Annotated in this window: 9 protein-coding genes; 6 read left to right on the forward strand and 3 right to left on the reverse strand. The window is 34.6% G+C overall.

The features are described 5' to 3' along the window. Positions 1 to 7: 7 nt before the first annotated feature. Entirely contained in the window at positions 8 to 3,184 is a 3,177-nt protein-coding gene (locus K1X16_RS04025) for a SusC/RagA family TonB-linked outer membrane protein (protein ID WP_225035116.1), read from the reverse strand. Positions 3,185 to 3,479: 295 nt separating this feature from the next. Beyond that, positions 3,480 to 4,358 carry a helix-turn-helix domain-containing protein gene (locus K1X16_RS04030; protein WP_225035117.1) on the reverse strand — a complete coding sequence of 293 codons (879 nt, stop codon included), beginning with the start codon at positions 4,356 to 4,358 and terminating at the stop codon, positions 3,480 to 3,482. 189 nt (positions 4,359 to 4,547) lie between these two features. Between K1X16_RS04030 and K1X16_RS04035 the strand changes: the two genes are divergently transcribed. From K1X16_RS04035 to K1X16_RS04060, 6 genes are read left to right on the forward strand one after another with little or no spacing between them, the layout of a single operon-like run. Then, positions 4,548 to 5,663, forward strand: a complete 1,116-nt coding sequence (locus K1X16_RS04035; protein WP_225035118.1) for a glycoside hydrolase family 26 protein — start codon at positions 4,548 to 4,550, stop codon at positions 5,661 to 5,663. 5 nt (positions 5,664 to 5,668) lie between these two features. After that, positions 5,669 to 7,504, forward strand: a complete 1,836-nt coding sequence (locus K1X16_RS04040) for a sodium:solute symporter family protein (protein ID WP_225035119.1) — start codon at positions 5,669 to 5,671, stop codon at positions 7,502 to 7,504. A 24-nt stretch (positions 7,505 to 7,528) separates the two neighbouring features. Further along, positions 7,529 to 8,695: a glycosidase gene (locus K1X16_RS04045; RefSeq protein ID WP_225035120.1), complete on the forward strand. Its 1,167-nt coding sequence runs from the start codon at positions 7,529 to 7,531 to the stop codon at positions 8,693 to 8,695. After that, positions 8,695 to 9,876 carry an AGE family epimerase/isomerase gene (locus tag K1X16_RS04050; RefSeq protein WP_225035121.1) on the forward strand — a complete coding sequence of 394 codons (1,182 nt, stop codon included), beginning with the start codon at positions 8,695 to 8,697 and terminating at the stop codon, positions 9,874 to 9,876. The genes K1X16_RS04045 and K1X16_RS04050 overlap by 1 nt, the downstream gene beginning before the upstream one ends. A 2-nt stretch (positions 9,877 to 9,878) precedes the next feature. Beyond that, complete coding sequence (locus K1X16_RS04055) at positions 9,879 to 11,417, forward strand: glycosyl hydrolase (protein WP_225035122.1); 1,539 nt, start codon at positions 9,879 to 9,881, stop codon at positions 11,415 to 11,417. A gap of 8 nt (positions 11,418 to 11,425) precedes the next feature. Then, positions 11,426 to 12,745: a glycoside hydrolase 5 family protein gene (locus K1X16_RS04060; protein ID WP_225035123.1), complete on the forward strand. Its 1,320-nt coding sequence runs from the start codon at positions 11,426 to 11,428 to the stop codon at positions 12,743 to 12,745. A gap of 40 nt (positions 12,746 to 12,785) precedes the next feature. Here K1X16_RS04060 and bglX read toward each other — a convergent pair whose 3' ends face one another. After that, positions 12,786 to 14,990 carry a beta-glucosidase BglX gene (bglX, locus tag K1X16_RS04065; protein WP_225035124.1) on the reverse strand — a complete coding sequence of 735 codons (2,205 nt, stop codon included), beginning with the start codon at positions 14,988 to 14,990 and terminating at the stop codon, positions 12,786 to 12,788. Positions 14,991 to 14,993 lie beyond the last annotated feature (3 nt).

Genomic DNA, 14,993 nt, shown 5'->3' on the forward strand with positions numbered 1-14,993 from the left:
TTGGTTTTTAAAATTCAACATTGATTCCTAACGTAAATGTTCTCGGTGATGGGTAACGTCCATTATCCACACCTAATAAAAGTGCATTTTGGTTATAAGCACCTACTTCTGGATCATAACCTGAGTAGTTGGTAAATGTGTGTAGGTTTTGAATACTACCATATACTTTTAGCTTACTCAAGCCAATATCATTTGAAAACCGACTAGGTAACGTATAACCTAAAGTTACATTTTGTATTCTTAAATAAGAACCATCTTCTATATACCTATCTGATATATTAATATTTGGTGTATCATTCCTAGCAAGCCTAGGAGAACCTGCGTTAGGATTGTCAATAGACCAATAATCTAACACTGAAGGCAATTGGTTGGTGTAAGTTCTATTTCCAGCGGTTAAAGAACGACCAATGGCATTGAAAATATCATTTCCGTAAGATCCTTGCATAAACACAGACAAGTCAAAACTCTTGTAAGAGAATGAATTTTGAAAACCAAAGGTGAAATCTGGATGCGGATCTCCTATTACCGTTCTATCATCTCCATCAATAACACCATCTGGCACGCCATTAGGACCACTTACATCTTTATATTTTACATCTCCCAACCATGTTGAACCAAAAAGCGCATCTTCAAACGGTCTTCCAAATTGTATTGGAGCTCCATTAATATCATCTAAGGTTCTAAAAAGCCCTTCAACTTGATAGCCATAAAACAATCCTATTGGTTGCCCAACTTGTGTTAGTGTTATATTCTGATTAGAATTATCTAAAGTAAGATCTCCATTTATTGTTAAATCTCCTAAAAGCGCATTTACTTTGTTTTTGTAATGCGAAACCGTTAAAGAAGAACTCCAATTAAAATCTTTTGCATCTGTTTTATAGCTTAACGTGACATCTATACCTGTATTTTGCATTTCTCCTAAGTTAACCCAAGGAGGAGTAATTGCACCTGGAGAATTTCCACCCGTAATAAAATCAGTTACTGCCAGCTGGTATAAGAAGTCTTTTGAAACTTTTTTGTAAACCTCAACGGTTGTATTTAATCTTGAATTAAATAATGTGAAGTTTAGCCCTAAATTGGTTTGTGTAGATGATTCCCAAGTTAAGTCTTCGTTTGCAAAATTTGCATATTCGAATCCTGTTCCATTTCCTGTTGAAATAGTATTTAATCGTGCTCCATACGCAAAGTTGGGAATGTTTTGATTTCCTACTTCACCATAACCTCCGTACAGTTTTATATTTTCTATAGCAGTGAAGCCTTCCATAAAACTCTCATTAGACAATCTCCATGCTGCCGAAACAGAAGGAAAATAACCCCATTTATTGCCTTCTGCAAATTTTGAAGAGCCATCTGCCCTAAGGGAAGCTGTAACGTTATACTTATTATCTAATGAGTAAATTAATCTACCAAAGTACGACTCTAAGGCTGCACTACCTTTATATTGATCTGTAAAATCATTAGCGTCACCTGTACCTAAAATTGGCACATCATTACTTACAAAATCACCATCTTGAGCGATTGTACCTTCCCAACTGGACTCTTGCACCTCGTGCCCTAACAATACCGTAAAGTTGTGGATATCGTTAAAGGATTTATTAAAGGTTAATAAGTTCTTTACGATCCAAAAATCGGTATTTTCATTTCTAATGTTTAAACTATTAGTTCCTCTTTCAATAGCACCATAACTAAATGTCGGCTGAAATCTATTGCTAATATTATTTCCAAAATCACCACCTACTTCTAATCTATATGTAAAGTTTTCTGATAATTTAAACTCACTAAAAATATTTCCTAAAACCCTGTTTCTTGTTAAATTGTTTCTAATACTTAATGCTTCAGCAATAGGGTTTCTTATACCAAAAGCAATTTCGTCATTGGTAACAGGACCAGCAAACGAACCGTCTGGATTATAAACAGCAGTTGCAGGATTATTACGCAGTGAAAGCCCAATAAGACCATTTGTTGAGTTATTTAAGGTTAGGCTTTCATTTGTTCTACTCATTGTAAAACTGGCCCCAACATTAATGGACTTATTTAATTTAGCATTCACATTAGCTCTTAAGGAAATTCTATCAAAAGAAGAACCAATCACTGTTCCTTCCTGGTCCACATATCCTGAGGATAAGAAATAATTTATTCCATCGTTACCACCAGAAAAAGACACTTGATGGTTTTGCATAATAGCATCACTAAAAATTTCTTTTTGCCAATTAGTTCCTGGCCCTAATAAACTGGGATTTAAAAACGATATACGAGGATTTAAACCATATATTTCACCTATTTCGTTCTGTAATCTTGCATAACCAGGTAAATCTAAAACTTCAATTAAATTTGTAGGTCGCTGAACGGCCAAAAACGTATTATAAGCGAGTGTTCCTTTAGTATTTTTACCTTTTTTGGTTGTGATAATCACAACACCATTTGACCCTCTTGATCCATATATTGCGGTCGCAGAAGCATCTTTTAAGATATCAATAGACTCAACATCGTTAGGGTTTAGCGCTGACAATGGACTAACACCTGTTGACCCAGAGCTCTCACCTAATCCGTTATCTGCAATAGATCTTCCACTAGTACCAGTATTATTAGAATCTCCAGACACTGGCACACCATCTATAATATATAAAGGTTCACTAGATCCTGTAATAGTATTTACACCTCTAATTCTTACAGAAACAGCACTACCTGGCTGACCAGAATTCTGAGTAATACTCACACCTGCTGCTCTACCTTGCATCATTTGATCAATTCCAACCTGAGGTATTGTTTCTAAGGCTTCGGTATCTACACTAGAAACCGATCCACTTAGCTGCTCTTTTCTTTGTGAGCCATAACCAATAACAACAACCTCACTCAAACCTTCAACACTTTCTACTAAGGTTACATTAATGAGTTCTTTATTGTTTACCTCAATTTCTTTAGTTGCAAATCCTACATAACTAAACACCAGCGTTGCACTCTCACTCACATTAATAACATAATTACCATCAAAGTCAGATACAACTCCATTTGTAGTTCCTTTTTCTATTACAGAAACTCCAAGTAGCGTTACTCCATTAGAGTCAGACACGGTTCCTTTTACTTGGTTTTGCGCAACAGCAAATTGTCCTACTAAAAAAAGGAGTAAGAATGAATAACAATATTTAGTGCTGCAACAAATATTTTTAAAATCGAATTTTTGCATATTAAGAGATGTTAGTAGAAGTTGATTGTTAATTCTTAATTATTTCACCCTACAATTATTATATAAATAATTTTATAGGACATTTATTGACGATTTCAAAATTAAAGGAATTGTTAACTTACTGTTAATATTATTTTGTCATTTACTAATAAAATATATTCGACTAGACAAAATAATACATGATTTTTATAAAATTGTATAGATAACAACTACAACCCACTCAAACTTTTAAATAAAATCTCAGTGACCTACTTAGAAAATAACAACTCTATTTTAAACACCTAAGAAGTGATGTTTATAAGATACGTTTTATACCTGAAAATTCATTTTTGTATTGCGTTGGTGTGCACTTTTTTAGCTTTTTAAACACTCTATTGAAATTTGCAATATTATTAAACCCACAATTAAATGCAATTTCAGAAATAGTATTGTCTTTTTCTAACAACCACATAGACGCATAACCAATCCTAACATCATTAACGTAGTCTACAAAAGTTTTACCGGTTCTTTTTTTCATAAACCTATTAAACGACACGTTGCTCATATTCACAATTTCAGAAACTTCGGATAGTGTTATTTTTTCACTGAAGTTACGCTGCACATACTCATAAACTGTTTTTATATTATCGCTATTTTCAAAGTTCTCTCTATTAACTGTGTATGTTGAAAGTAAACGTTGATTTCTTGAATTAGCCAAATCATGAAGGATGGAAATTAATTCTAAAAAATAATCCATGCCATCCAAACGAGATACTTGTGCAATTCTATCATATAACATTGAAGCGGTTTTTTTAGAAAACAAAATACCATGAACAGATCTTTTAAACATATCTCTTATAGGTTTCATGATTCGTCTTCTTAAAAAATCTTGCGTAAATAAATTTTCATCAAATTGAATGGTGATTTCATGAATTGATTTGCTTTTACAGTTATGAGTTATCCAACCATGATGCAAATTTGGACCAACCAAAACCAATTCAATGTCATCAATCTCTTCCATATTATCACCAACTATTCGTTTTACACCTTTTCCATTATGAATAAAATTTAATTCAAATTCAGGGTGAAAATGAATCGGAAAATCAAAATCTTCTTTCACCCTATCAAAGACTAAAAAACTATCCTCTGGAGACAACGGAGTGATTTCTCTATGTGTGTTTTTAAGAATATCCATAATAATGATTTATAATAGTGTAATAAATTGATAAAATAATATCAACTATGTAAAATTGTGTTCCTTAAATTTGAAATATCTAAAATTAAAACACAAATCTTAAAGATTTGATAATTGAAGACGTAAAAATATTAATTAATTTAAAATACAGATATTCTTTTTTAAGAATACTTCAAATACACAAATTTTATGCTCAAGCGGATTATACCTGTACTACTAGTGTTTACAATGTTTTCTTGTAAATCAATTTATACAAGTGACTATAAAAAACCGGATTTAGTTGACAAAAACATATCAAAAAGTTCTAAATTACTGAGGAAAAAGTTATTCCTTATTTCACAAGAAGGCTTTGCAATTGGTCATCAAGATTGTACGTCTTATGGCATGGGTTGGAACAAATCGGATTATATTGATGTTGAAAAAAGCGATGTTTTTGATATGATTGAAGACCAGCCTTCGGTTTACGGTTTTGATATTGGTTGGATAGAACATGGCTCTGATGTAAATCTCGATGGTGTTCCTTTTGATTTAATGCGAAATCTTATAATAGAAGCTCATAAAAAAGGCGGAATCATTACGGTTAGTTGGCATCTGGACAACCCAACATCTGGAGGCGACTCTTGGGATACAACACCTTCTGTTGCTAATATTTTAGAAGGTGGTTCGCACAGAGAAAAATACGAGCTATGGGTCGGAAGGGTTGCAAGTTTTTTTAAATCATTAGAGCACAACAACACACAGATTCCTGTAATATTTAGACCTTTTCATGAAATGAATGGCTCTTGGTTTTGGTGGGGAAAAGATAATTGTAATGTTACAGATTATAAAAAGTTGTGGCATCAGACCGTTCATCTACTGCGAGACAAACATAAGGTCAACAACTTATTATACACCTACTCACCAAATAAATTAAATCCTGATGATAATTATATGACGTATTACCCTGGTGACGATTATGTAGATATTTTAGGGTCTGACATTTACGATTTCAACGATGCTGAAGAATATATTACTTCGGTTGTAAACGATTTAGCTATTGTAAAATCTATTGCTACAAAAAAAGACAAGCTATTTGCCTTTACAGAAACTGGATTAGAGAAAATTCCGACTAAAAACTGGTTTACTGAGGTGCTTTACCCTAATATAAAAGATTCGGGAATTAGTTGGATTTTATTCTGGAGAAACCATGACGAAACACACCATTATATGCCCTTTAAAGGACATGTTAACGAGCCTGATTTCAAGGACTTTAAAGCACTACCACAAACATTGTTCTTAAAAGACATTAACCAGATTAATCCTTAATTTACATGGAGCTACTACATACAGTCGATATTTTAATAATCGCTTTATACTTAGTCACAATCATTGTTATAGGTTTAGTGCTTCGAAAAAAAGCACAACAAAGTAAAGATGATTATTTATTGGGTGGAAAAAGAATTCCTTGGTATTTATTAGGCCTTTCTAATGCTTCTGGTATGTTTGATATTTCTGGTACTATTTGGCTCGTTACACTCATGTTTGTTTACGGTATAAAAAGTGCTTGGGTACCTTGGTTATGGCCTGTTTTCAACCAGATATTTTTAATGGTTTATTTATCCAAATGGTTACGACGATCTAATGCTACAACTGGTGCCGAATGGATTGGTACACGTTTCGGTTTTGGTAATGGAGCCAAATTATCTCACATCATTGTTGTTGTTTTTGCATTAGTGGTATGTTTAGGTTATTTAGCCTATGGTTTTATTGGCTTAGGAAAGTTCGTAGAAATTTTTATCCCATGGGAATTTGCCAGTAACTACATTCCTTTTGCTATTCCTCCAGAATATGTACCGCATTTTTATGGTACCATTTTCACATTGTTTGCCGTATTCTATTCCTTATTAGGTGGTATGTCTGGTATTGTTTGGGCAGATGTTGTACAGTTTGCAATTATGACCATTTCTGCCATAGTTATAGGCTATTTAGGCTGGCAAGCCGTTGGTGAATTTGGAGTTAACGTTCCTAAAGATTGGATGAATCCATTTACAGGTGGATTAAATTTAGACTGGAGCAACATCATACCAGAAGTCACTGATAAAATTAAAAGCGATGGTTATGGCGTATTCACCTACTTCCTATTTATGATGCTTTTTAAAGGGGTTCTCGTTAGTGTGGCAGGACCTGCACCAACATACGATATGCAGAAAATCCTATCCACCAAAACCCCTGCAGAAGCTTCAAAAATGAGTGGATTTGTTTCTGTGATTTTAATGCCAATTCGCTATTTAATGATTGCTGGTTTTGCTGCATTAGCATTAATTTATTATGACCAATTAGATTTATTAAATGCTGCAGGTCATATAGATTTTGAACTCATTCTACCAACAGCAATTAAAGAATTTGTTCCGGTAGGTTTATTAGGCTTATTACTAGCCGGATTAATTGCCGCTTTTATGTCCACATTTGCTGGCACATTAAACGCTGCGCAAGCATATTTGGTTAACGATATTTATTTAAAATACACCAAACCAAATGCGTCTCAAAATCAAGTTAAAAACATGAATTATATCACAGGAATTACTGTGGTCGTTATCAGTATTATACTTGGCTTTTTTGCCGAAAACGTAAATGCGATATTAAATATAATCGTTTCAGTTCTATACGGAAGCTATGTTGGCGCCAACATTTTAAAATGGCATTGGTGGAGATTTAATGGTGAAGGGTTTTTCTGGGGCATGGTCGCAGGACTAGTGGCAGCAGCTATTGTACCACATTTATTTCCAGATGTGAATGCTTTATACTTATTTCCAGTATTGCTTATTGTTTCATTAATTGGAAGTGTTATCGGAACGTATTCTGCACCACCAACCGAAGCTAAAGTATTGAAAGATTTTTATAAAAACGTACGGCCTTGGGGATTTTGGAAACCGATACACGATCAACTTGCAGCTGAAAACCCAAATTTCAAAAAGAATACAGATTTCGGAAGAGACATGTTTAATGTTGCCATAGGAATCATCTCCCAAACCGCATTAGTAATTTTACCAATGTACCTTATTTTTAGACAAGAAACACCAATCTACATTTCGTTAGTCGTTTTAGTTATATGCAGTATTCTGTTGAAGAAATTCTGGTGGAATAATTTGAACCAAAAACTAGACTAACCTGATAATATTCAAAATATAATTATGAGTAGCAATACTATAGATAAAGCAAAAAAGCATTATACAAAAACAGTGAATAGAAAAAACAAACCGCTATCACTTTCTAATGGAATTTATACGAGATATAAACACCCAATCATTACAGCAAGCCACATACCAGTGCATTGGCGGTATGACTTAAACCTTGAAACCAATCCTAATGCCTTAGAACGTATTGGGTTTAACGCCACATTTAATGCAGGTGCTTTAAAATGGAAGGGCAAATACATAATTTGCGTTCGTGTAGAAGGTAACGACCGAAAATCATTTTTTGCCATTGCTGAAAGTACTAATGGCATTGATGGATTTGAATTTTGGGACAAACCATGTGTTATTCCACAAACTGAAGAACCAGACACCAATGTGTATGATATGAGGTTAACACAACATGAAGACGGTTGGATTTACGGCATCTTTTGCACAGAGCGCAAAGATCCGAATGCTGCTGCCGAAGACACTAGTTCTGCTATTGCTAATGCAGGCATTGTAAGATCTAAAGACCTTATAAACTGGGAACGCCTTCCTGATTTAATTTCAACAACAGGGCAACAACGCAATGTGGTATTACATCCTGAATTTGTTGATGGAAAATATGCTATTTACACACGTCCACAAGATGGATTTATTAGTGTAGGTAATGGTGGCGGAATTGGTTTAGGCTTCATTGATAACATGATGAATCCTGAAGTTCAAAATGAAAAAATAATCAACAACAAAGTGTATCATACCGTCTTTGAACTCAAAAACGGACTTGGCCCAGCACCAATAAAAACAGAACAAGGGTGGCTACACTTAGCGCATGGAGTGAGAAACACAGCCGCAGGTTTGCGCTATACTTTGTACATGTTTATGACCGATCTTAACGACATTTCAAAAGTTACGTACCAACCAGCAGGTCATTTTATGGCACCACAACACAAAGAACGCGTTGGTGATGTCTCAAATGTTTTATTCACAAATGGATGGATTGAAGATAACGACGGTACCATTTATATCTACTATGCGTCTTCAGATACCAGAATGCATGTCGCAGTATCAACAAAAGAAAAATTGATAGATTATGTTACAAACTCACCAAAAGACGGCTATACATCAGCAAGTTCTGTAAATACAATCATTAAATTAATTGATAACAATCAAGGATTCTATTAATGTCTGAAAACTATCTACAACTTAAAACAGAATGTCAAAATGAATTAATCGACATCGTAAACTATTGGTCCAAAAACACAGTAGACGCTGATCATGGTGGATTTTTAGGTCAGATTAATCATTTTAATGTACCGGTTCCAAAAGCAAACAAAGGGATTATTTTAAACACACGAATTCTTTGGAGTTTTTCGGCAGCATCAAATCATTTTAACACACAAGTCTACAAAGCTATTTGCGATAGAGCTTACCATTATCTCAAAGCATTTTTTAACGACCTTACATCAAAAGGTGTGTATTGGGAATTAGATTATTTAGGTAATCCTATCAACAAACGCAAACAGGTTTATGCACAAGCTTTTGCTATTTATGCCTTATCAGAATACTATACGTTTTCTAAAGATGAAGCCGCAAAAAATTGGGCTATTGAACTCTTCGACCTCATAGAAAAACATGCCAAATGTGAACAAACAGGCTACTTAGATGCTTTTAATGACGATTGGACACCAATTGAAGATATGCGACTAAGTGAAAAGGATATGAATGCTGAAAAAACAATGAATACGCATCTTCACATAATGGAAGCGTATACATCCTTACTCAAAATATATGACAATGAAAATTTGAAGGCATCCTTAAAATCATTAGTAAACATCTTTCAAAACAAGTTTCTAAACAGCAATAATCATTACGATTTATTTTTCGATAAAAACTGGAACTTACTAAGCAATACCATTTCTTACGGTCATGATATTGAAACCGCTTGGTTAGTTATAGAAGCAACAAAAGCACTTAATAATGATGAGTTGTTAAACGAAGTAAAAACCACTGCTCTTAAAGTTGCTAATACATTTTTAAATGAAGCAATTGATGCTGAGGGTGGAGTTATAAACGAAAAAAACCTCAGTACAAATCATACAGATACTGATAGACATTGGTGGCCACAAGTTGAAGCCTTAGTTGGCTTAAAGTATGCTTACAGCATTAATGAAGACGAAAAATACAATGATAACGCTATAAAAATATGGGAGTTTACAAAAAAACATATTATCGACCATAACCATGGAGAATGGCATTTTAGAGTTGATAAAAATGGAAAACCATACACTAAAGAAGATAAAGTAAGTATGTGGAAAGCACCTTATCATACGACACGCGCATTTATCATTTTAAATGAAGATTAAAAATGAAAAAACGACTACTAATCAGCGCTTTTATAGGGGTCTTCATTTTTGGGTGTTCCAAAGATGATCCTGAATTTGAAACTGATATAATTGTTAGTATTTCTGCAAGTATTGGTTTTGCTTCGGAACCAGATAATCATGGCGAATTCACCATTTCGTTATCCGAACCACCTCGTACAGACACCACAATTGATTATACTGTTAGCGGAACCGCAACTAATGGAGTAGATTATCAAACTATAACAAACACTATTACCATTCCTGCAAATAGCATTAGTAACACTATAGCTATAACCGTAATCGATGACACCATTCAAGAAGGTGACGAAACAGTAATTATAACTTTAAACACAACCAGTAATCCGAATACAACTATAGACAGCTCAAATTCTGCTACTGTTACTATTTCTGAACTACCTGAAGAATTTATATTATCACCAGAAGACGCGTATTTATATATGGTAAACCCGAATGCAACACCAGAAACAATTGCGCTGTTTTATAATTTAAAAGCGCTTTCTAAGACCAATTTTATAGTGGGCCAGCACGATGCTTTTCATAGTTTTTATAACGATATTGACGGTGAATCTGATATGATGAAAACAACAGGAAGCGATCCAGGGTTACTAGGTTCTGATTTTATGTTTATCACCGACGACAATAATGATGGCACTACAACCAACTGGTACCATCAACAAGAACAAATTATAACATCTAATGCAATAGAAGCTTACAATAAAGGCATGATTAACACCTTTTGTTGGCATATGAGAGAACCTTATGAAGGTGATTATTTTTACGCTAGTGAAATGACAGAATTCCAAAGAAACAATGCACTCGTTAGCATTTTACCAGATGGAGCAAATCATGAATACTACAAACAAAAACTTCAAAAAATAGCCGAAGTCGCCAATAGCATGGTTGGTAATGATGGCAATTTAGTGCCTTTTATTTTTAGACCTTTTCATGAGTTTGATGGTGACTGGTTTTGGTGGGGAAAAGCGTATTGTTCACCACAACAATTCAAGGAATTATGGCAATTTACAGTCACGTATTTAAGAGACACATTACAGGTTAATAATATCTTGTTTGCCTTTTCTCCAGATAGCAGTTTTTTCTCAGCTGCCGAATATCTCAACAGATATCCAGGCGATGCTTATGTTGATATTCTTGGCATGGATAATTACACAGATTTTAATAACCAAGGACAAGCAGCTTTAGAAAGTGCCAACGAGAAACTTCAAATTATTACAGAGCTCGCCAAAGACCGCGTTAAAATTGCGGCATTAACAGAATCTGCTTATATCGTTACGCCAGGTGAAAACAATCCAATTTCAGGGTTTTATGCTAATCATATGTACAACGCCTTATCGGATAACAATGTAGAAATAGGTTATATGATGTTTTGGTCAAATACTACAAACACGTACTGCACACCACCACCAGGACAACCAAGTACAGCAGACTTTTTAGAATTTGTAGACAAACCGAGATCAATCTTACAAAACGAATTACCTACGATGTACACATTACCTCAATAACCCTTATAATGAAAAACTTCAAACTCATAGTAACAAGTCTTTGCATTACTGTATTATTTTCTTGTAAAAGTAAAAAGTACGTATTTAATGAAACACCATCGCCATCTGATTTTATAACGGTTAATGGTATGCAATTTCAAAAAGGAGATGAACCCTATTATTTTATTGGAGCCAATTATTGGTATGGTCCATTACTAGGAGCTAAAAAAAGTGGCGATCGCGAACGTCTTATCAAAGAACTCGACCTAATGAAATCTGTTGGTATAGATAATTTACGCATTTTAGTCGGTGCCGAAGGTGATGGAGGAGACTCTAGAGTTCATCCAGCTTTACAACCCGAACAAGGTGTCTATAATGACGATTTATTGGATGGTTTAGATTTTTTATTAGCCGAAATGCGACAGCGAGACATGTATGCTGTTTTATATCTTAATAACAATTGGATTTGGTCTGGAGGTATGTCTGAATATTTAAAATGGAATGGCTATGGTGACGTTCCTAATCCGTTTTTAGAAACGTACTCTTGGGATGATTACATGAACTACACCAAACAATTTCACAGTTGCGAGCCTTGTAAAAATGCTTTCTACACACATATAAAATACATTATTGGTCGCACAAATTTTTACACTAAAATTAAATATACAGACGATCCTACCATTATGTCTTGGCAGGTGGCAAATGAACCTCGCGTGTTAATGACACCTGATCATGAAGATGCTTTTGCCGAATGGTTAAATAAAACTGTAAGCATTATAAAAGAACTCGCACCTCATCAATTAATCTCAACGGGTACTGAAGGAAAACATGGTTTTTTACAAGATATAAAGATGTATAAAAGACTACATAGCAACCAAAATATCGATTATTTAACCATGCATATGTGGCCAAAAAATTGGGGTTGGTATGATATTGATAACGAAAAAGAATCTACCCAAGTTTCCATTTTAAATGCAACAAACTACATGAATGAACATGAAAAAATTGCTAAAAAATTGAACAAACCTATTGTGATGTCTGAATTTGGTTTTCCAAGAGAAAAAGAAAGCCTATCACTCGACGCATCTATAGAAAACAGAAATACATTTTACAAGGCTATTTTTGAAACCATCCAAAAAAGTAAAACTGATCAAAATGCTGTTGCTGGTTTAAATTTTTGGGGATTTGCTGGCTATGCGAAAACAAATCCTAACAATGGAAAATGGAAACATGGTGATGATTTCACAGCAGATCCACCACAAGAGCCACAAGGGTTAAATTCTGTTTTTGCCTCAGATGTTTCTACATTAGAGTTAATTAAGCGGTTTAATTTATTATTAACCGAATAATTTATCAATACCTAAAAAACTTTATAAAGAATTACTTTATTTATTCTAGTACAAAATCGGTTTCTAATGCCGTTATTGAGCTTCCGCCAACAAAGACTTTAAAGTCACCTGGCTCAATTATAAAATCACCATTATTATTGTAAAACCCTAGCGTTTCTTTATTTAAGGTGAAGTTTATTGTTTTTGTTTCTCCTGCTCTTATTTCTACCAGTTCAAATCCTTTGAGTTCTTTTACAGGCCGCGTAATACTGCCAACCAAATCTCTAATGTATAATTGTACGACTTCTTTCCCATCTATAGTTCCCGTATTCGTAACATTAACACTAACGTTTACGTCATCTTCTAAAGCAAATGTATTGCCGTTTAGTTCTAAATCTGAATAGCTAAAGTTGGTATAACTTAAACCATGTCCGAATGGATATAAAGGTGTGTTTTCTACATCAGAATAATGTGACCAAAATACATTATCATCCTTATCTATTGGACGCCCTGTATTTTTATAGTTGTAATAAATTGGCACTTGACCAACATTTCGAGGAAAAGTCATTGGCAATTTTCCACTAGGATTATAATCACCATACAAAACTTGTGCTACTGCGTTTCCGGTTTGTGTTCCTAGTTGCCACGCTTCAACAATTGAAGGAATATTTTCGTCTGCCCAAGTAATCGCCAATGGACGACCATTATTTAACACTAAAACGATATTTGGATTGGCTTTATAAACCGCTTCTAATAATTCTTGCTGAACACCTGGCAATTGTAAATCGGTTCTACTTCTCCCTTCACCACTTTGAAATCCAAATTCACCTAAAACCATCACCACTACATCAACTGTTTTTGCCACTCGTACAGCTTCAGCAAAACCACTAGTATCTGTTGTATTTAAGGGAACTTCTTTAAGAAATGTTGTTTGTTCTGTAGCGACCTCAGCACCTCTAACATACGTTAAGGTGTTACCTTTATATGCTTGCATGCCTTCTAATACAGATACACCTGTTTCGTCGTCTGAAGCGATTCTCCAACTTCCTAAAGGACTCGATTTATCATCAGCTAAATCACCCATTAAAGCAATTTTTTGCCCTTCTTTTTTTAATGGTAAAAGTTGATTTTCGTTCTTTAACAATACAATAGATTTTTTTGCCATATCTAAAACGGCTTCATGATGTGCAGGATTCCCAATAGTTTCTTTTTCTCTTTCCTCATCACAATATCTAAAAGGATCTTCAAATAAACCTAATTCAAATTTTACGCGTAATATGCGTTTAACAGCGTCATCTATTATAGCTTCCTCAACGACTCCATCTTTAACAAGCTGAGCTAATTCCTGAACATACACATTACCTTCCATATCCATATCTGAACCCGCAGTTGCTGCAAGTTTAGCAGCTTCTCTTTTGTCTTTTGCGTGTCCCCAACTTATCATTTCAAAAATTGAAGCCCAATCTGATAATACAAAACCTTCAAAATTCCATTTGCCTTTTAAAATATCGCGTTGTAAGTATGAACTTCCTGTCACTGGCACTCCATTTAATTCATTAAACGAATTCATTAAGGTACGCACTCCTGTATCTACAGCAGCTTTAAAAGGAGGTAAAACGATATTATGCAATGTTGATGTTCCAATATCAACCGTGTTATATTCCTTACCAGCTTCTGCAAATCCGTACGCTGCAAAGTGCTTTGCACAAGCAGCAATTGTATTTGGAGCTGCTAAATCATCACCTTGAAACCCTTGCACTCTAGCCACCGCAATTTTACTTCCCAAAAACGGGTCTTCTCCTGCTCCTTCCATAACGCGTCCCCAACGTGGATCTCTACCGATATCTACCATTGGAGCAAACGTCCAATTAATTCCAGATGCCGAAGCTTCTGCTGCAGCAACACTTGCTGATGTTTTTATGGCTTCTAAATCCCAACTCGCAGCTTCCGCTAGAGGAATAGGGCTAAGCGTTTTATATCCATGAATAACATCGAAACCTATGATTAAAGGAATTCCCAATCGTGTTTCTTCTACGGCAATCTTCTGAACTGCTCTAACTTCTTTTACTCCTCTTACAGATAGCATAGACCCAACTAAACCTTTACGTAAATGTTCATATTTCTGTTCGGCACTACCGCCTTCTGGAGCTGGACCTGTAACATCCCAAAAGCCATTATATTGATTCATTTGTCCTACTTTTTCTTCAATCGTCATTAGGGCTAGAAGAGAATCTACTTTTTGGTCTATGGTTATATTTTTATTCATTAT

Origin of the sequence: Winogradskyella sp. SM1960, assembly GCF_020179375.1 — a bacterium.
Classification (GTDB): Bacteria; Bacteroidota; Bacteroidia; order Flavobacteriales; family Flavobacteriaceae; genus Winogradskyella; species Winogradskyella marina.

Bases quoted from the DNA above. Each gene is read 5' to 3' on its own strand.
- K1X16_RS04025 (WP_225035116.1), bottom strand. From the start codon at position 3,184: ATGCAAAAATTCGATTTTAAAAATATTTGTTGCAGCACTAAATATTGT.
- K1X16_RS04030 (WP_225035117.1), bottom strand. From the start codon at position 4,358: ATGGATATTCTTAAAAACACACATAGAGAAATCACTCCGTTGTCTCCA.
- K1X16_RS04035 (WP_225035118.1), top strand. From the start codon at position 4,548: ATGCTCAAGCGGATTATACCTGTACTACTAGTGTTTACAATGTTTTCT.
- K1X16_RS04040 (WP_225035119.1), top strand. From the start codon at position 5,669: ATGGAGCTACTACATACAGTCGATATTTTAATAATCGCTTTATACTTA.
- K1X16_RS04045 (WP_225035120.1), top strand. From the start codon at position 7,529: ATGAGTAGCAATACTATAGATAAAGCAAAAAAGCATTATACAAAAACA.
- K1X16_RS04050 (WP_225035121.1), top strand. From the start codon at position 8,695: ATGTCTGAAAACTATCTACAACTTAAAACAGAATGTCAAAATGAATTA.
- K1X16_RS04055 (WP_225035122.1), top strand. From the start codon at position 9,879: ATGAAAAAACGACTACTAATCAGCGCTTTTATAGGGGTCTTCATTTTT.
- K1X16_RS04060 (WP_225035123.1), top strand. From the start codon at position 11,426: ATGAAAAACTTCAAACTCATAGTAACAAGTCTTTGCATTACTGTATTA.
- bglX (WP_225035124.1), bottom strand. From the start codon at position 14,990: ATGAATAAAAATATAACCATAGACCAAAAAGTAGATTCTCTTCTAGCC.